This window comes from Lebetimonas sp. JS138, from assembly GCF_000523335.1.
Taxonomy (GTDB): domain Bacteria; phylum Campylobacterota; class Campylobacteria; order Campylobacterales; family Nautiliaceae; genus Lebetimonas.
In genome coordinates this window covers 1,241,066-1,263,336 of the sequence record NZ_ATHT01000001.1, presented here as the reverse complement: position 1 = coordinate 1,263,336, position 22,271 = coordinate 1,241,066, and the positions used below count along the sequence as shown (strand labels likewise).

General features: G+C 32.6%; 25 protein-coding genes. 9 read left to right on the top strand and 16 right to left on the bottom strand.

Annotation, left to right across the window (positions count from 1 at the left end):
* Nucleotides 1–52: 52 nt before the first annotated feature.
* From DZ67_RS0107240 to DZ67_RS0107200, 10 genes are all read right to left on the bottom strand, one after another.
* Complete coding sequence (locus DZ67_RS0107240; RefSeq protein ID WP_024787984.1) at nucleotides 53–1,234, bottom strand: TolC family protein; 1,182 nt, start codon at nucleotides 1,232–1,234, stop codon at nucleotides 53–55.
* Nucleotides 1,228–2,382, bottom strand: coding sequence for an aspartate aminotransferase family protein (locus DZ67_RS09990; protein ID WP_035907229.1), 1,155 nt, complete (start codon nucleotides 2,380–2,382; stop codon nucleotides 1,228–1,230). Before DZ67_RS09990 ends, DZ67_RS0107240 begins: the two co-directional genes overlap by 7 nt.
* Before the next feature lie 219 nt (nucleotides 2,383–2,601).
* A complete protein-coding gene (locus tag DZ67_RS0107230) occupies nucleotides 2,602–3,090 on the bottom strand; it encodes a hypothetical protein (RefSeq protein ID WP_024791965.1) in 489 nt (162 codons plus the stop codon).
* A gap of 202 nt (nucleotides 3,091–3,292) precedes the next feature.
* Nucleotides 3,293–4,783, bottom strand: coding sequence for a replication restart helicase PriA (gene priA / locus DZ67_RS09985; RefSeq protein WP_236620013.1), 1,491 nt, complete (start codon nucleotides 4,781–4,783; stop codon nucleotides 3,293–3,295).
* Nucleotides 4,784–4,800: 17 nt separating this feature from the next.
* Nucleotides 4,801–5,061 (bottom strand): hypothetical protein, encoded by a 261-nt coding sequence (locus DZ67_RS10950; protein ID WP_236620012.1) that lies wholly within the window; start codon nucleotides 5,059–5,061, stop codon nucleotides 4,801–4,803.
* Nucleotides 5,061–5,495 carry a type II secretion system protein gene (locus tag DZ67_RS0107220; protein WP_024791464.1) on the bottom strand — a complete coding sequence of 145 codons (435 nt, stop codon included), beginning with the start codon at nucleotides 5,493–5,495 and terminating at the stop codon, nucleotides 5,061–5,063. Before DZ67_RS0107220 ends, DZ67_RS10950 begins: the two co-directional genes overlap by 1 nt.
* 132 nt (nucleotides 5,496–5,627) lie before the next feature.
* Nucleotides 5,628–5,921, bottom strand: a complete 294-nt coding sequence (locus DZ67_RS11190; RefSeq protein ID WP_051440290.1) for a type II secretion system protein — start codon at nucleotides 5,919–5,921, stop codon at nucleotides 5,628–5,630.
* Nucleotides 5,918–6,403, bottom strand: a complete 486-nt coding sequence (locus DZ67_RS0107210; protein WP_024791964.1) for a type II secretion system protein — start codon at nucleotides 6,401–6,403, stop codon at nucleotides 5,918–5,920. The genes DZ67_RS11190 and DZ67_RS0107210 overlap by 4 nt, the downstream gene beginning before the upstream one ends.
* Nucleotides 6,396–6,596: a hypothetical protein gene (locus DZ67_RS0107205; RefSeq protein ID WP_024791963.1), complete on the bottom strand. Its 201-nt coding sequence runs from the start codon at nucleotides 6,594–6,596 to the stop codon at nucleotides 6,396–6,398. Before DZ67_RS0107205 ends, DZ67_RS0107210 begins: the two co-directional genes overlap by 8 nt.
* A complete protein-coding gene (locus DZ67_RS0107200; RefSeq protein WP_024787977.1) occupies nucleotides 6,593–6,814 on the bottom strand; it encodes a hypothetical protein in 222 nt (73 codons plus the stop codon). The genes DZ67_RS0107205 and DZ67_RS0107200 overlap by 4 nt, the downstream gene beginning before the upstream one ends.
* Nucleotides 6,815–6,863: 49 nt before the next feature.
* Between DZ67_RS0107200 and uvrB the strand changes: the two genes are divergently transcribed.
* Genes uvrB through DZ67_RS0107185 form a run of 3 tightly spaced genes read left to right on the top strand, consistent with a single transcriptional unit; the run spans nucleotide 6,864 to nucleotide 11,691 of the window.
* Nucleotides 6,864–8,939, top strand: coding sequence for an excinuclease ABC subunit UvrB (gene uvrB / locus DZ67_RS0107195; protein WP_024791962.1), 2,076 nt, complete (start codon nucleotides 6,864–6,866; stop codon nucleotides 8,937–8,939).
* Entirely contained in the window at nucleotides 8,923–9,462 is a 540-nt protein-coding gene (locus DZ67_RS0107190) for a gamma carbonic anhydrase family protein (protein WP_024791961.1), read from the top strand. Before uvrB ends, DZ67_RS0107190 begins: the two co-directional genes overlap by 17 nt.
* A 60-nt stretch (nucleotides 9,463–9,522) precedes the next feature.
* The gene (locus DZ67_RS0107185; RefSeq protein WP_024791960.1) at nucleotides 9,523–11,691 is read left to right on the top strand and encodes an endonuclease MutS2; all 2,169 of its coding nucleotides are present in this window, start codon (nucleotides 9,523–9,525) and stop codon (nucleotides 11,689–11,691) included.
* 21 nt (nucleotides 11,692–11,712) lie between these two features.
* Here the strand turns inward: DZ67_RS0107185 and queA are convergent, their stop codons facing one another.
* The 3 genes from queA to gatC are packed head-to-tail and all read right to left on the bottom strand — an operon-like array spanning nucleotide 11,713 to nucleotide 14,089.
* Entirely contained in the window at nucleotides 11,713–12,732 is a 1,020-nt protein-coding gene (queA, locus tag DZ67_RS0107180) for a tRNA preQ1(34) S-adenosylmethionine ribosyltransferase-isomerase QueA (protein ID WP_024791959.1), read from the bottom strand.
* A complete protein-coding gene (locus DZ67_RS0107175; protein WP_024787972.1) occupies nucleotides 12,732–13,799 on the bottom strand; it encodes a type IV pilus twitching motility protein PilT in 1,068 nt (355 codons plus the stop codon). Before DZ67_RS0107175 ends, queA begins: the two co-directional genes overlap by 1 nt.
* 8 nt (nucleotides 13,800–13,807) lie before the next feature.
* A complete protein-coding gene (gene gatC / locus DZ67_RS0107170; protein WP_024787971.1) occupies nucleotides 13,808–14,089 on the bottom strand; it encodes an Asp-tRNA(Asn)/Glu-tRNA(Gln) amidotransferase subunit GatC in 282 nt (93 codons plus the stop codon).
* Nucleotides 14,090–14,134: 45 nt separating this feature from the next.
* Between gatC and hemL the strand changes: the two genes are divergently transcribed.
* Together hemL and DZ67_RS0107160 are read left to right on the top strand one after the other, a co-directional pair.
* Complete coding sequence (hemL, locus tag DZ67_RS0107165) at nucleotides 14,135–15,397, top strand: glutamate-1-semialdehyde 2,1-aminomutase (protein WP_024791958.1); 1,263 nt, start codon at nucleotides 14,135–14,137, stop codon at nucleotides 15,395–15,397.
* On the top strand, nucleotides 15,397–15,708 hold the full coding sequence (locus tag DZ67_RS0107160; RefSeq protein WP_024791957.1) for an AtpZ/AtpI family protein: 312 nt from the start codon (nucleotides 15,397–15,399) through the stop codon (nucleotides 15,706–15,708). Before hemL ends, DZ67_RS0107160 begins: the two co-directional genes overlap by 1 nt.
* On the opposite strand, the gene DZ67_RS0107155 is transcribed toward DZ67_RS0107160, so the two are convergent.
* The 3 genes from DZ67_RS0107155 to DZ67_RS0107145 are packed head-to-tail and all read right to left on the bottom strand — an operon-like array spanning nucleotide 15,709 to nucleotide 19,126.
* The gene (locus DZ67_RS0107155) at nucleotides 15,709–16,956 is read right to left on the bottom strand and encodes a type II secretion system F family protein (protein ID WP_024791956.1); all 1,248 of its coding nucleotides are present in this window, start codon (nucleotides 16,954–16,956) and stop codon (nucleotides 15,709–15,711) included.
* Nucleotides 16,953–18,605, bottom strand: coding sequence for a GspE/PulE family protein (locus DZ67_RS0107150; protein ID WP_024791955.1), 1,653 nt, complete (start codon nucleotides 18,603–18,605; stop codon nucleotides 16,953–16,955). Before DZ67_RS0107150 ends, DZ67_RS0107155 begins: the two co-directional genes overlap by 4 nt.
* Nucleotides 18,599–19,126 (bottom strand): hypothetical protein, encoded by a 528-nt coding sequence (locus tag DZ67_RS0107145; RefSeq protein ID WP_024787966.1) that lies wholly within the window; start codon nucleotides 19,124–19,126, stop codon nucleotides 18,599–18,601. The genes DZ67_RS0107150 and DZ67_RS0107145 overlap by 7 nt, the downstream gene beginning before the upstream one ends.
* A gap of 70 nt (nucleotides 19,127–19,196) precedes the next feature.
* Between DZ67_RS0107145 and ilvC the strand changes: the two genes are divergently transcribed.
* The 4 genes from ilvC to DZ67_RS0107125 are packed head-to-tail and all read left to right on the top strand — an operon-like array spanning nucleotide 19,197 to nucleotide 22,260.
* The gene (gene ilvC, locus DZ67_RS0107140; RefSeq protein WP_024787965.1) at nucleotides 19,197–20,216 is read left to right on the top strand and encodes a ketol-acid reductoisomerase; all 1,020 of its coding nucleotides are present in this window, start codon (nucleotides 19,197–19,199) and stop codon (nucleotides 20,214–20,216) included.
* Nucleotides 20,217–20,240: 24 nt separating this feature from the next.
* Nucleotides 20,241–21,050: a septum site-determining protein MinD gene (gene minD / locus DZ67_RS0107135; protein ID WP_024787964.1), complete on the top strand. Its 810-nt coding sequence runs from the start codon at nucleotides 20,241–20,243 to the stop codon at nucleotides 21,048–21,050.
* Nucleotides 21,047–21,280 carry a cell division topological specificity factor MinE gene (gene minE / locus DZ67_RS0107130; RefSeq protein WP_024787963.1) on the top strand — a complete coding sequence of 78 codons (234 nt, stop codon included), beginning with the start codon at nucleotides 21,047–21,049 and terminating at the stop codon, nucleotides 21,278–21,280. The genes minD and minE overlap by 4 nt, the downstream gene beginning before the upstream one ends.
* Nucleotides 21,277–22,260, top strand: coding sequence for a divergent polysaccharide deacetylase family protein (locus DZ67_RS0107125; protein WP_024787962.1), 984 nt, complete (start codon nucleotides 21,277–21,279; stop codon nucleotides 22,258–22,260). Before minE ends, DZ67_RS0107125 begins: the two co-directional genes overlap by 4 nt.
* The last annotated feature ends 11 nt before the right edge of the window (nucleotides 22,261–22,271 follow it).

Below are 22,271 nucleotides of genomic sequence, written 5' to 3'. Positions count from 1 at the left end.
AAAGAGATTAATACTCCTATAATATTGAAAGTTACTAAAAGAAACAGAAAAATTAAAAATTGGATAAATTATAAAAAAGTTCTAACAATATTTTCTGTTTTTGAAGTTTTAAAATTTTTATATTCAACTCTGATGTCTTTTGGGAATTTTCCATAATGTCCAAATCAAGCCCGGTTGCATCGCCTCCTTTTATGGCGTCTTTTGTTGAGGCTATAAGGGAATTGTATATTTTTATGTTTTCTTTATATATTTTAATTTTTTGGTCTATAATTTTTATCTCTTTCAACAAAGCCGCATAATCTTTGCTTAATTCATTTTTTTTGTCGTTAAGCTCGATTCTTGATTTTAAATAATTTATTTTTGATTTTTGAATTTTGTTTAATGCGTTAAAATTAAACGGCCAATTCAGACTTATTCCGATATTATAATAATTATAAGTGCTTTCATCCAGAGTGGGCAGGTTTTCTTTATAAGAGTTTTTTACTATATTGTAATTTCCGTTTACATTCAAGCTCAAAAGGCTGTTTCCGACATTCATTTTATACAAATCTTTTTGTATTTTTATATTATATCTCTCAGAACTTATTTCAAGATTTTTGTTTACATAATCATTTTTACAAATAAGTTTCAACTTTGGCAGATTTACTTTTGTAATATCAAGATTTGATATTTTTTCAAAATTTTTTTTAAGTTTAAAAAGCGCCAAATCAATATCGGTCAAATTTAATTTTAAAGAATTAAGCTTTAAAACAGCATCGTTAAGAAGTGTGGAATCCCCCACCCCGTTTAAAAAAGCCTCCTTTTTTTTCTCTATGTCTATTTTTGTGTTTTTTATGTTAAGTTTTATAATGTTTTTGTTTATTAAATTTATTTTATAATCAATTGCAAGCTCAAGCGCCTGTTTTACAAGTTCTCTTTTTTTAAGTTCAATATTAATTAAATTAAAATTTTTTAAATTTTTTGCATATTTTATGGAATAATAAATTGCTCCGCTTTTAAAAATAGGCTGATTAACGCTTATTGAAAAATTTTTACTAACACGCTTGGGGTTTAAATTTGTTTTATTTATCGAATAGCTGAAATTAACCGGACTCATCCAGGATTTGCTCAAATCTTTTGAATTTTCGATAGAATAATTCTTTTCGTAATCAAACTCCCGGTTTTTTAAATTATTTAGTAAATTATCATAAGAAAAAAGAGCAATAGGGGCTAAAAAAAGAAGTTTTTTCAGCATAAAGCGGCCTTTAATCTGTCAAAACCTTCGTCTGTTTCTTCCTTTGTAATGGTTAAAGGAGGCAAAAACCTAACAGAAACACTGCCCGCTTTTAAAACCAGAAGTTTTTTCTCAAAAGCTTTTTTTACCACCTCATCCCTTATTTCGGTGTTGTGGCATTTAAGTGCCCGCATAAGTCCGTATCCCGCCACATTATCAAATTTTTCGGGATATTCTTTTGCTATTTCAACCAGTTTGTCTTCAAAATAATTACACATTTCATCAAGTCTTCCGCTTTTTTTATATTCGTCCAAAATTTCAATCACCTCAATTCCGGCTCTTGTGGAAAGATAATTTCCCCCGAATGTGCTTCCGTGATCCCCCGGTTTTAACACATCCCTAAGCGTAGTGATAACAGCCCCTATCGGAACGCCTCCTCCAAGACCTTTCGCAAGGGTTATAATATCCGGTTTTATTCCGTAAAGTTCGCTTGCAAAAAATTCTCCCGTTCGATAAATTCCGGTCTGAACCTCATCCACAATTAACAAAACACCTTTATCTTTTAGCATTTTAGCCAAAGCTTTAATTTCGTTTTTATCAAAAGGATTGACCCCGCCTTCGCCCTGAATCAGTTCAATCATCACCCCAACCGTTTTATCGTCTATTTTATTTTCAATATCGGCTATATTTTTGGCATATGTAAATCCGTCAGGAAAAGGACCGAAATACTGGTGAAATTTAGGCTGTCCCGTTGCTTTGAGGGTGGAAATAGTCCTTCCGTGAAATGAATTTTCAAGTGTTATTATTTTATATTTTTTAATTTCTCCGTTTATTTCCCCGTATTTTCTTGCAATTTTAAGAGCTGTTTCATTTGCCTCCGCTCCGCTGTTGCAAAAAAAAACACCCGCATTTAAACCTGTTTTTTCAACAAGCATTTTTGCAAGAATTTCCTGAGGAGGTATTCTGTAAATATTTGAAATATGAATAATGTTTCTGGCCTGCTCACAGATTGCATTTACAAATCTTTCATTGCCGTGTCCCACGCTTACCACGCCTATACCAGCCGTGAAATCTATATATTCATTACTGTTTTTATCCCAAAGCGTAGCATTTTTCCCTTTTACAAATTCTACATCAAATCTGTTGTATGTATTTAAAAGACAGTTCATTTTTTTTCCTTTTTATTAATATTATTTAAGCACTGACTAAATAAAGCGAAATAATTGCAAATTTTAGCATAGTAAAAGCGTTAAAAAAAGTGCACTTAACCCGTAGGGCAGCGTAGATGTTTGCACTTTTTAGCTTTTACGAAACGTTAAAAAATTTGCACTCTTGTTGAGTGCATTTAGTCAGTGCTAATAATTTTAATCTTTTTATAAATAAAATAATCATATTCCGTAAAATTCAACATCAATTAAAGGTGTTTTAGCAAAAATTCCTATTTCTTTATCAAGCATTTTAACAAAACTCATCAGATTTTCCATCTCAACTTCGTCTATTTCGCCTATAATAAAAGAAATTTTTTTGGCATTGTCTATTAAATACAAAAGCCCTGCTATCTCTTCAAGGGTTGTTGTGTGTTTTTGAATATTTTGTTTTACCCTTACCGATTTTAAGACTATTTCAACAAAATCTTCAAAATCGGCATCATTTTTAAGTTTTTCATTATATATTTCAAATACATAGGCGAGTCTGGCGAGCAGTAGAGGCAGTTTTTCACTGCGCTTGGGAATATCCACTCTTGAAAATTCGTCGTTTCCGCCTATAACCGCATAATTTTTTGCAAGTTTAACGGGTAATTCTGCCCAAAAAATCACCAAATCGCTTTCTTTTAAAAATTCTTCATCTTTGTTTGTATAATAATTTTGTAAATCCATCTGATACCTTTTTAGACAATTAATTTTGCAAAATTATAACGCAAAAAATTAGAACTGAATAAATAACGAAAAAGTAAAAATATTACAGCGTTGTGAAATTTAGCGAAAATTTTGCGTTTAAAAAATTGCACTTAACCCGCAAGGGCTGCGTAGCTGTTTGCAATTTTTAGCAAAATTTGAGTGATATAAATAACGAAAAAATTTAAATAAAACTTACGGGGTCCATATCAACTTTTGCTTTTGCCAAATCAATACAGGGATAAATAATTTTATGAAGATTTTTACCTTTAAAAAGGGCAAAATAGCGGTATCTGTTTTTAAGCTTAAAAATCGGGGCTTCTCCAAAACCAATTAATTCCTCTTTTTCTCCTATACATTTAATAAATTCTTCTAAATTTTTTTGTGCAACTTCTTTTTTCTTATCAGTAAATTCGACTTTTGCAAGTCTTGAAAAAGGGGGATACCCCAAATCTTTTCTGTATTCTATTTCCTCAGCAAAAAAATCTTCATAACTTTTATTAAAAAATTCTTTATTTTGGGTAATGACAATAACCTCTCCGTCTTCTTTTCTACCAGCCCTGCCTTCAACCTGTCCGGCTAAGGAAAAAGCCCTCTCCCTCGCCCTGAAATCAGGCGTATTCAAAATAAAATCTATATCCGTTACTATACTCAAAGCAACATCCGGATAATCGTGCCCCTTACTTAGCATCTGAGTTCCAACCAGTATATCAATTTCACGGTTTTCAAATCTTTTTAACAGCTTGTCTATCCTGCTTTTGGAAGTTATTATGTCCCTGTCAAACTTTTCTATTTTAGCTTCAGAGAAAATTTGTTTTAATTCTTCTACAATCTCACTTGTTCCTTTTCTTTCATTTATAAATTCGTCTCCCCCGCACTTTGGGCATGTTTTTGGAATAGGGGAGATATATCCGCAGTAATGACATACAAGAGCCCTTTTATCTTTGTGAATACTCATGGCAATATCACAGTTTTTGCATTTTACGGCTTCGCCGCAGTTTTTACAAATCATAAATTTAAAATTAGCCCTCGTTGGGACAAAAATAATAATTTGTTTATTTTGATTTAATTTTTCAGATATTTTTTTTATGGTAAATTTATCAAAACTTTCCCTGAAATAACGTGTTTTACGGCTACCGTAAAAAGTGCCTTTAAGTCTAAAATAAGGAAATTTGTATAAGTCGCTTACAAGCGGTGTTGCACTTCCCAAAACCACTTTTACCCCAAAAAATTTATTAAAAGCAACCGCCAAATCTTTTGCATTATATTTTGGAGTTTGTTCGGATTTATAACTATCATCATGCGCTTCGTCCACAATTATAAGCCCCAGGTTTTCAAAAGGCAGAAACAAAGCGCTTCTTGCGCCTACGATTACTTTTATATTATCCAGACTGTTTAGAATTTGCTGTTTTTTATTTTTAGTAATCTTACTGTGCCAGATTGCAAGTGTTTCGCCAAAATATTTTTTAAGCCTTTTTTCCATCTGGGAGGTAATTGCAATTTCCGGAAGTAAAAAAAGAGCTTTTTTACCCTGATTTATGGTTTCTTCAATAAGTTTAATATAAATTTCTGTTTTTCCGCTTCCGGTATCTCCAAAAAGAACAGAAACATTTTCTTTTTTTAAAAATTCAAGCGCTTCTTTCTGTTTTTCACTGAGTTTAATATCTCTTTTCATTTTTCACTTTACATTTTTCACTTCGCCGCCTCTCCGACTCCGCAAAAATAATATTTAGATATAAATTCAATAATTTTCTGATAATTCTCATTAAAATGAAATTTTTTGTCAATTATTTCTTTACATTCATAATCCGGTTTGCTTACTGTTTTAAAAACATACCCGTAAGTTATTCTGTTTTTGAGGGGAATTTCAACAATATCGCCTTTTTGAAAATATTTATCGGATTTATAAGTAAAAATATTCAGGGTGTTAAGAATTGCTATTTCATAATACATTACCGAAAAATCGAGCAGTTAAAATCGTTTGATGTAGAGGCAGTTGAATTACATTCAAATTTACATCCGTTATCCGTATTTTTATCATAATAAAAATAAATCGTTTTACCCTGATATGTGACATTATAATCAGTTCCATTCCCGTCCCATTTCAGCATATTGTCTGTTTTGGAAACAGGATAAGTCAAAATATTTTCAAAAAGAGTATTGTCTGTTGTAGATTTTTCCAGATCCGGGCAGGTATTGTTACCTTCCAAAATCAGTTTTGTATATTTAGAAGAAATTGCGGCTCTTATTGTAGAAACCTCTGTTTTTACTTTTGCCTTTACGGCATCATCCACGCCTGTGAAAAGGCGAGGCAGGGCAACACCCGCCAATATACCTATTACAATAATTACAAAAATAAGTTCAAGTAGAGTGAATGATTTTTTCATTTAATAAAACAAAATTTGGTGACTGATTAGCATTACCGTCCAAACAAGCTATATAATAAGTTTGCCCGGCCACATCTTTATCTGCTTCGCCTACAATTGTATAATTTGATGTACTGTTACAATCTTTTAACATTAAACTTTAATTTCTTTAGGAACATCAGTATAAGTAGTTAAATTTTGTTCCGCAGAATTACTTTTATTATATTCCAAATCCGAATAACTTATATCACCATTATGACTTTCGGAAATTGAAGTACTCCACAATGTTGGTCCTACACTTCTGTTTAATGTTCCTACAAACGCTTTTAAATTAGCTTCATGGGCCTGTTGTGCCACACCCAGGAATTTTGGAAGTGCAACCGCCGCTAAAATACCTAAAATAACAATAACAAAAACAAGCTCTATCATAGTAAACGCTTTTTTCATATTATCTCCTTATAAAGATTATAACATAAATTTTTGCATTTGTAATCTCTACTGACTAAAGTTTTATTATCCTCAACTCTGATTAATCTAAAATATGGAGCACTTTTTGCGGTTCCGTCTTTACATTCAATTTTGTATAATTTTTGAGTTACGCTTACATTTGATTCAGCTATCACATGATAGTCGGTTGTTGAATTACAATCTTTCAGATCAATATCACTGCCGTTAATTTCAGGAGGTAAAGTTATCCTATCTTTTATTGAATGAATATAGCTTATATCTCCATGATGACCTTCACTTATACTTTTTGCCCACAAATCTTCACCAGTAGTTCTGTTTAATGTTCTTACAAATGAAATCAAATTTGCTTCATGAGCCTGCTGACCAATTGCAAAATATCTTGGAAGTGCAACTGCTGCTAAAATACCCAAAATAACTAAAACAAAAATCATTTCAAGCATAGTGAAGGCCGTTTTATTCATCCTCTCTCCTATATTTTTCAATTTTTTTTAGTATTTCATACTCTTTTTTGTCTTTCTCCAGTATCAAAAACAGAAGCTCTTTTGGAGTGGAGTTTTGAAGTTTGATTAAATCTTCTTTTACATATTCAAAAAATTCATTCTCCAGGTTTATTTCAAATTTTTCCCGCAGAATATTTAAAGAAATTTTTTTCATTTACCGAGTATTGCTTCAATTTTTCCAACAACTTCTTCAAGTTCAAGTTCTTTAAGTGCGATATTTTCCCTGCATTCAAGAAGCTCGCTCTCCGTTTGAGATAGTTTTTCTTTTATATTTTCAAGTTCTATTTTTAAATTTTCATTCTCTTTGGTAAGTTCCTCGTATTTTTGAAGCAGTCCGTCTATTTTTTCGTTTAATTTTGTAAGTAAGTCCATAATATCCCTTTAATGTTGATTTGATATAATTATAATAAAAAGGAGAGATTTGTTCAAATTAAATTCCAAATTCGCTCCAACCGGCGACCAGCCAAAAGCAATAGGAAAAATAACCGGATGCATTAAAAAAGGAAGCCGATACAATACATTAATAGGTGTTACGGGAAGCGGCAAAACATTCACAATGGCAAATATAATTAAAAATCTGCAAATTCCCACTTTAATACTTACACACAATAAAACACTCGCAGCCCAGCTGTACAGTGAATTTAAAGATTTTTTCCCAGAAAATCATGTGGAATATTTTATAAGCTATTATGATTATTACCAGCCGGAGGCATATCTGCCAAGACAGGATTTATATATAGAAAAAGACAGCTCCATCAATGCGGAGCTTGAAAGGCTCAGGGTTTCAGCCACGGCAAGCTTATTGGAATACGACGATGTTATAGTGGTGGCAAGCGTATCCGCACTTTACGGCCTCGGTAACCCGATAGAATACAAAAAAATGGTAGCGAAAATCGCCGTTGGAGATGAAATAAACCAAAGAGACTTTATGCTTAGACTCCTTTCCATGGGATATACAAGAAACGACAAATATTTTGAAAGGGGAAATTTCAGGGTAAACGGGGAAGTTATCGATATTTTCCCTACATATTTTGAAGATGATGTAATTAGAATTGAATTTTTTGGAGATGAGATTGACAGGATTTATACAATAGATTATCTTACAAATGAAAAACTCGAAAACTTAAAAGAAATAACCGTTTATGCGGCCAACCAGTTTATCGTTGGGGCTAACAGGCTGGCCGAGGCTGTAAATTCCATTGAAAAAGAACTGCAGGAGAGACTTAAATTTTATGAAGAAAACGAAAGAATAATAGAATATCAAAGACTTAAACAAAGAACAGAATTTGATTTGGAAATGCTTGAAACTACAGGGACATGCAAGGGAATAGAAAATTATTCAAGGCATCTCACAGGCAAAAAACCGGGAGAAACGCCCTATTCGCTTTTGGATTATTTTGAAATAAAAGGTAAACCTTATTTGGTAATTGTGGATGAAAGCCATGTCAGTCTGCCTCAATTCAGGGGAATGTACAACGGGGACAGGGCAAGAAAAGAGGTATTAGTAGAACACGGCTTCAGACTTCCAAGCGCATTAGACAACAGACCTTATAAATTCGATGAATTTATAAATAAAGCGCCCCATTATCTTTTTGTTTCGGCTACCCCCAATGAATACGAATTAAATCTTTCAACCTGCGTTGCCGAACAGATAATAAGACCCACAGGTCTTTTGGACCCGGTAATTGAGCTGTATCCAAGCAACAATCAGGTGGAAACTCTGTACGATAAAATAAAAGAAGCCACAGCAAAAAATGAAAGGGTTTTGGTTACAACTCTTACTAAAAAAATGGCGGAAGAGCTGCAGAAGTATTATCTGGAACTCGGAATAAAAGTAAAATATATGCACAGCGACATTGATGTGGTTGAAAGAAATGAGATAATTAGGGGGCTTAGAAGCGGGGAATTTGATGTTTTAATAGGAATAAACCTGCTAAGAGAAGGGCTTGATTTGCCGGAAGTTGGCACGGTTGCAATACTTGATGCAGATAAAGAAGGTTTTTTAAGAAGTGAAACAAGCCTGATTCAGACAATGGGAAGAGCTGCAAGAAACGTAAACGGAAGAGTAATTATGTTTGCAAATAAAATTACCGAACCTATTATTTTAGATGATAATTTAGAAAAACTTGAAAAATTAAAAGACAAAATTACAAAATCTATGTACAATGCAATAAAAATAACGCTAAAAAGAAGAATCAAACAAAAAGAATATAATAAAATACATAAAATTACACCAAAAAGCACAGTAAGAAAACTTGATGTAAGTTTAAAAGAGGAAGGCTACGAGGCTATAGCGAAAGAGATTAAAAACAAAAATAAAATTCCGCCCCGTGAGAAAAAATCTATTATAGCCAAACTGAAAAAAGAGATGATTGAGGCTGCAAAACAGTTGGAATTTGAAAAAGCTGCCATGATTAGGGATAAAATAGAAGAAATTAAAAAAAGAATAGAAGAAATTAAAAAAAAGTTAAGGAGAGACAATGATTTTAAGATATAAAGATTCTTTTCCAAAAATTGCCGATAGTGCCTGGATAGCGCCAAGCGCAGACATTATAGGTGATGTGGAAATAGGAGATGATTCAAGCGTATGGTTTGGATGTGTAATTAGAGGCGATGTTCATTATATAAAAATAGGAAAAAGGGTCTCCATTCAGGATTTGTCAATGATACATGTGACACATTTTGAAAAAGAAAAAAAAATTGGTGACGGTTTTCCTACAATAATCGGGGATGATGTAACAATAGCGCATAAAGTAATGCTGCACGGCTGTAAAATTGGGAATGCGTGTCTTATTGGAATGAGTGCCACAATACTTGACGGTGCTGAAATCGGGGATGAATCGATAGTTGGAGCCGGTGCGTTGGTCACAGGAGGTAAAAAATTTCCGCCAAGAAGTCTAATCCTCGGAAGTCCCGCTAAAGTTGTAAGAAGCTTGACAGACGGGGAAGTTGAAAAAATTTATCAAAATGCAAAAAATTATGTAAATTATAAAAATGAATATATAAATTTTTTAAAATAATTATACAATTAAGAATATTAGTAATTGCTAAATGGAAATAGAAGAAAGGATAAAAACTAAATGGTAAAAAAGCTCGATTTAAGCGATTATATAAACAGACTCTATTCACTTTTTGCAAGGGAAAAAGATTTTAAACTAAACGGCGATATTAATGTATTTTATAAATATCTTAAAAAACTCGAAAACAAAGATTTCAAAAGCCCGCCTGAGGTTAAAAATCTGGATAAAGAGCTGATTCATTTAAAAAAATACGGAGATTTAAGCCATTCTCAAATTTTCGAATTTGTAAAAATTATCAATTATTTTGACTATTTAAAATCAAGAAACTGGGAAGATTTAGCTGAGTGGTTCGATAAAATTGAAATTCCCTCTGAAATAAAAAAACTGACACTGCATTATAATAAAAAAGGCGAAGTAATCGGATTTATAGAACTTGACGAAATAAATGAAAAAATAAAAGAAGTAAAAACCCTGATACGTCAGGAACTTTACAAATATATAAATTCAAAAAAACTTGAGCCTTTTTTGGTAGATAAACAGATACATCTGCAAGGAGATGAAGAAACACTTCTTCTAAGAGGCGGCTTTAATAAAATAATCGATGCGGAAATCCTCGGCAGAAGTCAAAGCGGATTTTTTTACATTTTTCCAAGAAGTATTTCTAAACTTAAAAAAAGAATAGATGATTTATTGTCTTTAAAAGAAGAATTTTTAGAAAAAAAATCAAGGGAATTTAGCAGTATTTTTAGAAAATGGGTCAAATTTCTAAGTTTTATTGATTCCGAGTTTGACAAATTCGACCATTTGCAGGCAAGAATATTTTTGGCAAAAAATGAAAATCTGGAATTTATACTGCCTAAAAAAAGCAAAAAATTTTGTTTAAAGGATTTTTGCCATCCGGCTTTAAGTGGTTGCAAACCGGTAAACGTGCAATGGGATAAGCAGGTATTGATTATCACTGGGGTTAACGCCGGCGGTAAAACAATGCTTCTAAAATCAATCCTCAGCTCCGCTTTTATGGCAAAACACCTTCTTCCGATGAAAACAAGAGAAACTTCAATTATTCCCGCATTTAAAGAGATAAAATCAATTATACAAGACCCCCAAAATGTAAAAAACGATATTTCTACATTTGCGGGGAGAATAAAAGAATTTAAAGAAGTTTTTGGAAAAGAAGATTATTTAATAGGAGTGGATGAAATAGAATTAGGGACGGATGCCAACGAAGCCGCAACACTGTTTAAAGTAATTATTGAAGAAATTATGAAAAAAAACAGGATTGTAATTACTACACATCATAAAAGACTTGCCTCTTTACTTGCAAAACACGAAGATGTGGAATTATTAGCCGCTGTTTATGATGAAAAACAGCAAAAGCCCACATATGAATTTATAAAAGGAACTATCGGGAGAAGCTTTGCGTTTGAAACGGCAAAAAGATACGGAATTCCTTTAAATATAATAAATAAAGCCAAACAGGAATATTCCGAAGATTTGGAAAAACTTGACATATTGATAGAAAAGGCCGCAAATGCCCAATATGAATACAATAAAAAACTGAACGAATTAAATCAAGAACTTGAGAACACAAAAGAATTAAAAGAATCCCTTCTTTTGCAAAAAAAAGAATTTAACGAATCATTAACAAAAGAAAAAAACAGACTTCTAAAAGAATTTAATAACGCAATAAAAGCGGCGAAAGAAGCCATAAAGGCAAAATCTACAGGCGATGCCCACAGAAAACTTAATGAGGCAAATCAAATATATAAAAAAATAAAAATAAAAAAAGAAGAAATTAATAAAGAATTTAAAGCGGGGGACAAGGTAAAATTCAAAAGTTCAGCGGGGGAAATATTGGAAATTAAAGGCAAAAACGCACTTGTAAATATTGAAGGCAAAAAACTTCTGATTCCAAAAAATCAGCTGGAATATTATAAAGCACCTATAAAAAAAGAAAAAATTAAAATTTCAAAACCAAAAGCTGTTAAGGCCGATATAAAACTTGATTTACACGGCTTGAGAATGGAAGAAGCAATTGAAAAAACAGAAGAATTTTTAAACAATGCTGCGCTTGCGGGGCTTGAAGAAGTATGGATTTATCACGGTATGGGAAAAGGAATATTGGCAAAAGGAATAACCGAACTTCTTAAAAATCATCCTTTGGTAAAAAGTTTTACAGACGCACCGCCTCATATGGGAGGATACGGAGCAAAAATAGTTAAATTATAATTGAGTTTAATTAACTTTCACTTATATAATAAGCATTGCATCACCGTAGCTGTAAAATCTGTATTTTTTTTCTATTGCCTCTTTGTAAATTTCAAGAGTTTTAATTCTGCCTATAAAACTTGCCACAAGCATTATAAGCGTTGATTTGGGAAGATGAAAATTTGTAAGCAGATGATTGACCCTTATGGGAGGATTTTGGGGGTGCAAAAACAAATCGCATTCTCCACTTAATTTTTTTTCTCTTGCATAATATTCTACAGTTCTTGTCACGGTTGTTCCTACTGCCACTATTTCTTTATTTGAATCTAAAATTTTAGCTGTACATTCAGGAATTTCGTAAAATTCACTGTGCATTTTATGCTTTCTTATATCTTTAACCTCAACAGGTTTAAATGTTCCAGCCCCTACGTGAAGCGTTAAAAAATATTTTTCTTTTATTTTTTTTAATAATTCATCCGTAAAATGAAGTGAAGCGGTAGGCGCTGCAACAGCCCCTTCTTTTTTGGCAAAAATACTCTGGTATTCCAATTCATCAATTTGTTCATCTTCCCTTTTAATATACGGAGGCAACGGAACATGTCCTATCTTTTCTAAAATATTAACTAATTCTAAAAAATCCAATTCTTTAAACTTTTCACTTTCAACTTTTAACTTAAAACTAACTATTCTGCTACCATCTTCTAAAAGCTCTTTTACCTCAGCCATAAGCCCATTATCAAAATAAAGTTTACTACCTGTTTTTACTTTTCCCCTGATATAAACCAGATAACCGTTTTTATAAGGCCTGTTTAAAAGTAATTCTATTTTTCCTCCGCTCTCTTTTTTTCCAAAGATTCTTGCTTTTATTACTTTTGTATTATTAAAAATAAAAGTACTTTCACCCGTGAAATCTAAAATATTTCTAAAAACTGTATGAATTATTTTATCTTTTTTTCTATCGTAGACTAAAAGTTTAGCTAAATCCCTGGGATTTGCAGGATATTTGGCAATTAAACCCTCAGGTAATTTATAATCATAAGAAGAGACTAAAAAATTTTCCATTAAACACCTATTAATTTTCTGAGCTCTTCCGGTTTTGTGCTATAAGCCATGGCTGTATCTTTATCGATTATATGTTTCATTGCAAGTTCAGCCAACACCTGATTCATTGTCTGCATTCCTGTTACACCCTGGTTAAGCTGCATTTGTGAATATATCTGGGCAATTTTATTTTCCCTGATTAAGTTTGCAATTGCAGGATTATTAATCATTATTTCATGAGCCGCAATTCTTCCCCCACCTATTTTTGGTAAAAGAGACTGAGAAATAACCGCTAAAATAGCCATTGAAAGTTGTGTTCTTATCTGGTCCTGTTCTTCTGCTGGGAATACATTCACAATTCTGTTTATAGTCTGACTTGCCGAATTTGTATGAAGCGTTGCAAAAACCAAATGCCCTGTTTCTGCCGCTGTAATTGCGGCGCCTATTGTCTCTCTGTCTCTCATCTCACCAATTAATATAACATCCGGATCTTCCCTAAGAGATGCCCTTAAAGCCCTGAGAAACGATTTTGTATCTCTGTTTATTTCTCTTTGGGATATTAGACATTTGTTATGCTGATGCACAAATTCTATCGGATCTTCAATGGTAATAATATGTTTTCTGAAATTATCATTTATTTCTTTTATCATAGCGGCAAGAGTGGTTGATTTACCGCTTCCGGTAGGCCCTGTTACCAACACAAGACCTTTTTCATGCCTTACTAATTTTTTAAATACTCCCGGGGCGCGTAATTCATCCAGACTAAAAGGCCTCTCAGGAATAATCCTGAATGCGCCTGCCAAATTTTCTCTTTCGAAATAATAATTGGCCCTGAATCTTGAAACTTTCGGTACCTCAAAAGAAAAATCAAGTTCAAGTTCATCTTCTAATTTTGCTTTTTGTTTTTCTGATAAAACGGAATAACAAAGATCCGCAACATCTTCTTTTGTAAGTTTTGGAAGATTTAAAGGGGTTAATTTTCCGTCAATTCTCAGCGTCGGCTCTGCATTGACATTTAAATGCAAATCACTTGCATTGTAATCTTTAATACTTTTTAAAAGCTGTTCTAATGTAAAATTAAGTGCCATGATTTTTCCTATTCGATTATTTTAGGAACTATAAAATAATCATCTTTTGATTTTGGTGCATGCGAAAGAACATCTTTGATAACATTACTTTGCTTAACTTCGTCTTCTCTTAAAGGTGTAGGATTGTTTAATGTTGAAAAAGTAGCTTCTATTTTACTTGTATCTATTTCATGTAACATTTCAACAAATTCTACTATTTCTGCCAAATTCTCAGCCATTTTTTCTTTATCGGCTATCTCAAGCATAGAAAGATTTTCCAATTTTTCAACAAGTTTTGCATCGATTTTCATAAAAATCCTTTTTTAGTATAATTGTAACAAAAAAAAGGTAAAAAAATGAATCTATTTCAAGAAGCACAGAAATATATCGTAGGAGGAGTAAATTCACCTGTTAGGGCATTTAAAAGTGTCGGAGGGGAACCTCCTTTTATTGAAAAAGGGAAAGGAGCATATATATATGACACAAAAGGCAGAAAATATCTGGATTTTATACAAAGCTGGGGTCCGCTTATTTTCGGGCACTGTGACAAGGAAATAGAAAATACAATTATAAAAGCCGTAAAAAAAGGAACAAGTTTTGGAGCCCCTACAAAAGTTGAAATAGATTTGGCAAAAGAAGTATTGGAACTATTTCCGCATTTGGATTTAATAAGATTTGTAAGCTCAGGCACAGAAGCCACAATGAGCGCGATAAGACTTGCAAGGGGTGTAAGCGGGAAAGATGATATTATAAAATTTGAAGGGTGTTACCACGGACACAGCGATTCATTGTTGGTCAGTGCCGGCAGCGGCGCCGCTACATTCGGAACACCAAGTTCTCCCGGTGTTCCGGCTGATTTTACAAAACATACACTTCTTGCAAAATATAATGATATTGAAAGTGTTAAAAAATGTTTTCAAAACGGTGATGTGGGATGTGTAATAATAGAACCGATTGCCGGAAATATGAGTTTGATACCTGCCAAAGCCGATTTTTTAGGTGAACTCAGGGAAATTTGCAACCATTACGGGGCAATTCTGATTTTTGATGAGGTGATGAGCGGATTCAGGGCGTCACTTAGAGGCAGTTTTGATATATACGGCATAAAAGCGGACATTGTAACATTCGGTAAAGTAATAGGAGGCGGAATGCCCGTTGGAGCATTTGCGGGGAAAAAAGAAATTATGGAAAAATTATCTCCAATAGGTCCAGTATATCAGGCGGGAACACTCTCCGGTAACCCTGTGGCCATGAGCGCCGGACTTGCACAAATTAAAAAATTAAAAGAAAATCCGGAAATTTATAAGACTCTTGAAAAAAAAGCAAAAAATCTAATGCATGGATTTGCCGAAATTTCAAAAGAAAACAGAATTGAATTTAATTATAATGTAATGGGCAGTATGTTCGGATTCTTCTTTAATTCAAAATTGCCTAAAAATTTTGATGAGGTAAATGAGAGTGATACAAAAAGATACGCATTATTTCATAATAAAATGTTAAAAAACGGTTTTTATTTTGCACCAAGCGCATATGAAACAGGCTTTATCTGTACTCCTATGAATGATGAAGATATACAAAACACAATAAAAACTTACAAACAAATTGCAAAAGAAATTTAATGCAAAAAAAAGGAAATCTGGGAAAAACCGTAAGAGGTGCCGAAAAGCTTTCTTTGGGCATTTCTATAGTTGTTGCGGTATTAATGGGGGTTGGGATAGGATTATGGCTTAAAAACACTTTCCATCAAATATGGCTATTGTGGCTTGGTGTTTTTTGGGGAATTGCAGCCGCAATTTTAAATATAAAAAAAGAATATGACAAATTAAAAAAAGAATGGGATAAAATAAAAAACGACCCGAGATATAAAAATTACAAAATAAATAAAAAAGAAGATGAAGAGGATGATTATTTGGAAAATTTTGAAAAATAATTACATTGCATTTTTTGCCGCACTTGCCAAATCCCACATAGGCAAAAATATACCAAGGGCCAAGAGTAGCACCAAAGCCCCTATTACAGACAACATAATAGGTTCTATTGCAGCCTGCATATTGTCGATAATATCCTGGAATTTGTCCGCATAGTATTTTGCGGCGCTTTCAAGCATATTATCTAATTCTCCGGACTGTTCCCCGGCACTTATCATCCTGAGGGCTATATAATTTACAAAATTGGTTTCACTTACCATTTCGGCAAAACTTCTTCCCTGATTAACACCTTTAATAATCTCTCTTAGTTTTTCTTTTATAATTTCGTTTTCGACGATGCCTTCGGTAATTTTCAACGCATCCACCAAAGGAATACCGCTTTTGATTAATGATGACAAAGTTGCCAATACCCTAGTTAAAGTGGCATATTCAATAACATCTTTTATCAGATACATTTTTAATAAAAATTTATCGACATAATATTTAAATTTATAAGATGTTTTATAAAAAAACGAAATCAAAACCAGTATTAATATAAATCCAAACAGCACATAAAAACCGTAATTTGATAAAACATGCTCCGCCCAAAGCAATATTCTGGTAGGCAAAGGGAGTTTTGCATGAAGCATGGAAAAAACAGCCTTAAATTTCGGAACTACAACCAAAACCAAAAAAGTAAATGCTGCGGCTATGGCAAAAAGAACAATTACAGGATAACGAAGGGCCTTTATCATTTTTTTTCTGTTTTCATACATATTTTCATAAATTCCCGCTAAAGATTCAAGAGCTGCCACCAAATCCCCCGTCTGCTCACCGAGTCTTATCATGGCGACGGAAATTCCCCCTACATAATTTTCATACTCTTCAAATACTTCGGATAAATTTTTACCGCTGTCTATGGCTTCTGCCGCCTTTGCAAAAATTTCAGAAATCAATGAATCTTTTGTATGGGAGGATATATCTTCAAGGGCATCTTTAAGGGAAATCCCCGCTTTTATCAATACAGAAAGTTGCCTTATTGAACCTATGTAAGCCGGATAATTTAATTTTCTTCTTAAAATTTTATTTAAAACAATATCTTTAAAGATTTTAATTTTTTCATCAAAAGGCATAGGAATTTCATTTATATCTATTAAAAGCCCTTTATGCAGTTTTTTTGCTTCAATTATCGCTTCTGCCCTGTTTAACGCTTTAAATACCAAATTTTCCTTTTCACCTTTATAAATGAATGTTGCTTTAAAATATTTCATAATTTTGCCACCTTATAAATATCTTCTAATGTAGTAATTCCTTTTAACGCTTTAATCAATCCGTCATAAAACATACTCTGATAACCTTTACTTCTTAAATAATTCAGTATATCTATTTTTTCTTTTTCCCTGCTTATCATACTTTCCATCTTTTCATCATTTAAAAATATTTCACTTATCATTGTTCTGCCCCCGTATCCGGTAAAATTACAATGTTCACAACCGATACCTTTATAAAAGACCGCATCTTTAGGTATTATTGTTTTAATAGGATCCAAATAAATATCTTCGGGTTTATGTTTTGTTTTACAGTATGGACATATTGTTTTTACAAGCCTCTGGGCCTCAGCTCCGATTAAAGAAGCGGCAACCATAAAAGCATCCGCGCCCATATCTATCATTCTCTGGATTGAGCTGACGGCATCATTTGTATGAAGGGTCGAAAGAACCAAATGGCCCGTCAAAGCGGCCTTGATTGCAATTTCAAGTGTTTCTAAATCCCTAATTTCCCCTATCATTATAATATCCGGGTCCTGTCTTAATATACTCCTCAGAGCGTTTGCAAAAGTCATATCAACCTTTGGATTCACCTGAACCTGTTGTATCCCGTGTAATTTATATTCTACCGGGTCTTCAACAGTAATAACTTTTCTATTTACTTTTGCTATTTCATGCAAAGCCGCATACAAAGTTGTTGTTTTCCCACTGCCAGTAGGCCCGGTTACAAGAAAAATACCGTTAGGCTGAGAAAGGGCTTTTTTAAAAATTTCAAGATTTTTTGATGTAATTCCTATTTCATCTATTTTTTTAAGAATGCTCCTTTTATCAAGAATTCTTATAACGATACTCTCTCCCCAAATTGTAGGAAGGGTTGAAACCCTGAAATCAAATTTATTTTTGCCTATTTCCATGGAAAAAGAACCGTCCTGCGGCTTCCTTTTTTCACTAACATCCATATTGGCGAGAATTTTAATTCTTGAATCAAGGGCATTAAAAATATCCATATCAAAATCCAACACTTCATATAAATCCCCAAGCACCCTGACTCTCACAACCCCTCCGTCTTCCTCAGCCTCAATATGAATATCACTTGCTTTTTTTTCAATGGAAGAGACAACAAGATATTTAATAAGTCTCATAACCGCAGATTCTTCCCCGGTTACCTCGGCTCCTTTTAATTCTTTTTTTATATCTTTTATAATCTCTTTTACTTTTTCTTTACTTTCAAGTAATTTAAGGACTTTTAAAATATCTTCTTTTAACCCCAATATAAATTCAACTTCTTTATTTGGATAAAATCTTTTTAAAATTGCCTGTGCGTTCCAGTCAAGCGGATCGGCAACGGCTATTTTTACTTTATTGTATTTCTCTTCCACAGGAACGGCCAGTGTCTGCTTTAAAATGTTGACAGGAATATGAATGTCTTTTAATCTTATGGAACTTAAATCGGAAATATAACCTATTGAATATTTGGAAGAGAGATATTTTAAATATACTTCTTTTGTAATATACCCGTTTTTAAATAAAAGTGTTAACACATCTTCTTTTGGATTTTTTTCTAATAATTCCTGAATCTTATGATACTGTTCTTTGGTTAATTCATTTTCTTTTAGCAAATTATCCAAAAAAATCTTATCTGTAACTACCAAAAAAATTCCTTTTTTATAAGTTTATTGTTTAAATATTCTTTAATTACAATATTATAATTTTTATTAGGAAAAACAATATATTTTTTATTTTTATCAAAAATTACTATTTTATTTTTTTCTTTTTTTACTTTTTTTGTCTGTATATAATTAAACACAATCCCCAATAAATTGTCATTTATAACAGGAAGTTTTATATTATTTAAATTTATATCGTCAAAAATGTATTCGAGTATTAATTTTTTCATTAAAAAAAGAGTGGTTATGTAAGTGGCATTTTTTCTTCCGAGAGGTGTTGTTTTTAACACTTTTGCCAAATCGAGCGCAGGTGTTAAATTTCTTCTTTTCAGACATGCATACGCTACAAGAGAAAGTAAATCTTCCCTTTTATTGATATATTTATTGATATAATCCCATCTTTTATCACATATTTTATAATAAAAACCTTTTTTAAAAGCTACATTCAAAGGCATTTCGGCAGAAAACAGAAAAGTAAAAAAAACAGTTAATATTATTTTTTTCAAAAAGGCCCCTTAAGTTAAATTGCTAAATTATAACAAAATATTTGATATAATTCCAAAAAAAGGAGATAAAATGGCATTAAATATTTATTATGACAAAGACTGTGATTTGAGCATTATTCAAAACAAAAAAGTTGCGATGATAGGTTTTGGAAGTCAAGGTCATGCCCATGCACTTAATCTTAGAGATTCCGGGGTTGATGTAACAGTGGGTCTTAGAAAAGGCAGCAAATCATGGGAAAAAGCCAAAAATTACGGATTTGAAGTAAAAGAAGTGGGCGAAGCCGTAAAAGATGCAGATGTAATAATGATATTATTACCTGATGAAATTCAAAGAACTGTTTATTATAAAGAAATAGAACCTAATTTAAAAGAAGGCGCTGCAATAGCATTTGGACACGGATTTAATATTCATTTCGGAAGAATAATCCCAAGAGCTGATTTAAAAGTAATTATGATAGCCCCTAAAGCCCCGGGGCATACTGTAAGAAGCGAATTTGTAAAAGGCGGGGGAATTCCGGATTTAATTGCTGTATATCAAGGCGGTGAGGAGGCAAAACAGTTAGCCCTCAGTTATGCAAGCGCAATTGGTGGAGGAAGAACCGCAATAATTGAAACAACATTCAAAGATGAAACAGAAACTGACCTGTTTGGTGAACAGGCAGTTTTATGCGGCGGTGTAACATCACTTGTTCAGGCCGGGTTTGACACATTGGTCGAAGCGGGTTACGCACCGGAAATGGCATATTTTGAATGTTTTCATGAATTAAAGCTCATAGTTGATTTGATGTTTGAAGGCGGTCTTGAAAATATGAGATATTCTATTTCAAACACTGCGGAATACGGGGATTATGTAAGCGGGCCAAAAGTAGTTAACGAAGAAAGCAGAAAAGCTATGAAACAGATTTTAAAAGAAATTCAAAACGGTAAATTCGCCAAAGATTTTATACTTGAAGGAATGGCCGGGTATCCAAGAATGACTGCTGAGAGAAATAATATGAAAGTTTCTTTACTTGAGAAAACAGGACAAAAATTAAGAGCTATGATGCCTTGGATTACACAAAACAAAATTGTAGATCCAAATAAAAATTAATCCCTTCTCGGGATAGGAGAAAAAATGGGAAAAGTTATTACTATTACCAGCGGCAAAGGCGGAGTAGGTAAATCAACCACAACCGCCAATATTGCCACGGCTTTGGCCAAAAACGGCAAAAAAGTTATTGCAATAGATTTTGATATAGGGCTTAGAAACCTTGATATGATATTGGGCCTTGAAAACAGAATTGTTTATGATGTCGTTGATGTAATGGAAAAAAGATGCAATCTGGCCCAGGCTATAATAAAAGACAAACGTACAAATAATTTGCATTTTCTGCCCGCAAGTCAGACAAAAGACAAAACGGTACTCGATAAAGATAAAGTTGAAAATTTAATCAACGAATTAAAAAAAGATTTTGATTATATATTAATCGATTCACCTGCAGGAATAGAAAGCGGATTCGAACATTCAATTTATCTTGCCGATATGGCTTTAGTGGTTACAACCCCGGAAATTTCTTCTGTCAGGGACGCCGACAGGGTTATAGGTATAATAGATGCAAAAAGTAAAAAAGCCCAACTTGGAGAAGAAGTTGAAAAAAGAATTATAATAAACAGAATCAAACCCGAACTTGTTGAAAAAGGCGAAATGCTTTCAACCGAAGATGTTTTGCATATATTGGCACTTGACTTAATCGGAATAGTTCCGGATGATGAGGAAATTGTACGTTCAACCAACATTGGTGAACCGATTGCACTTAATGAAAATTCATTGGTCGGGGAAGCTTACAGAAGAATTGCAAAAAGAATAGAAAATGAAGAAATTGAATTTTTGGATTTAACCAAAAAAAAAGGTATTTTCTCTAAACTTAAAGGATTATTCAAATGAGTTTTTTTGACCTGTTTAAAAAGAAAAAATCAAAAGATGTTGCAAAAGACAGACTTATGATGATGCTTGCATATGAAAGAGCAAATACAAAAATCAATAATTTAGATGAAATGAAACAGGATTTAATCAACGTTGTAAAAAAATATGTGGATATTAAAGACATCGGCATTAAAACAAATTCAAACCAAAACATTGAAACATTAGAAATTGAGATAATTCTGAAAAAATGAAAAAAAAACGAAAAAATTCAAAAAAAAACAGTTTAAAATATATTGTTTATATACTTTTACTGGCAATTTTTTCTTTAAGTTTTTTTATTGCGGGTGTTTATATAGGAGAAAACACAAATAAAAAATCCCTGCAAAAAACACAAAATGTAATATCCATGCTTGAAAAAAAAATTAAAAATCTTTCAAATCAGCTGAATCAAAATAATAAAAATTTATATAATCTTCCTTCTGAAATAGAAGATTACGAAACAGCTCATAAACATTATAAAAAAACAAAACCCCCTGTACCGGTTACGGTTAAATTAAAGACCAAAAAACCGAAACTTGTAATTATTCTGGACGATGTTTCATTCGGATATCAGGTAAAAGCTATTAAACATCTGCCTTTTGAAGCGACACCTTCGTTTTTTCCACCCACAAAGATCCATCCCAACACTCCTGTTTATGCAAAAGAATTCAAAGATTACATGGTTCATGTACCTATGCAGGCACTTGCGTTTGCACATCCTGAACCGGACACTATAAATACAAACTGGTCTTATTCCCAAATAAAACAAAGAATTGATGAAATAAAAAAATGGTTTCCGAAAGCGGAGTTTATAAATAACCATACAGGAAGCAAATTTACTGCCGATACCACTGAAATGGAAAAACTTTTTAAAGTTTTAAAAGAAGACAATCTGGGATTTGTAGATTCAAGAACAACCCCTTATTCAAAGGCAAGAGATGCAGAAAAAATTTATCATATTCCCTTTTTTGAAAGAAATATATTTTTAGATAACAAACCGGATATAAACTATATCCAGAACCAGCTTAAAAAAGCGGTTAAAATAGCCCGAAAAAGAGGATATGCCATTGCCATAGGGCATCCTCATAAAACAACCATTGAAGCTTTAAATGAATCACAAAATATTTTAAAAAATGTTGATGTAATAACAATAAATCAACTTTATGAATTAAAAACAAAAAATGAAAAGTAAGCGGTGAAAAA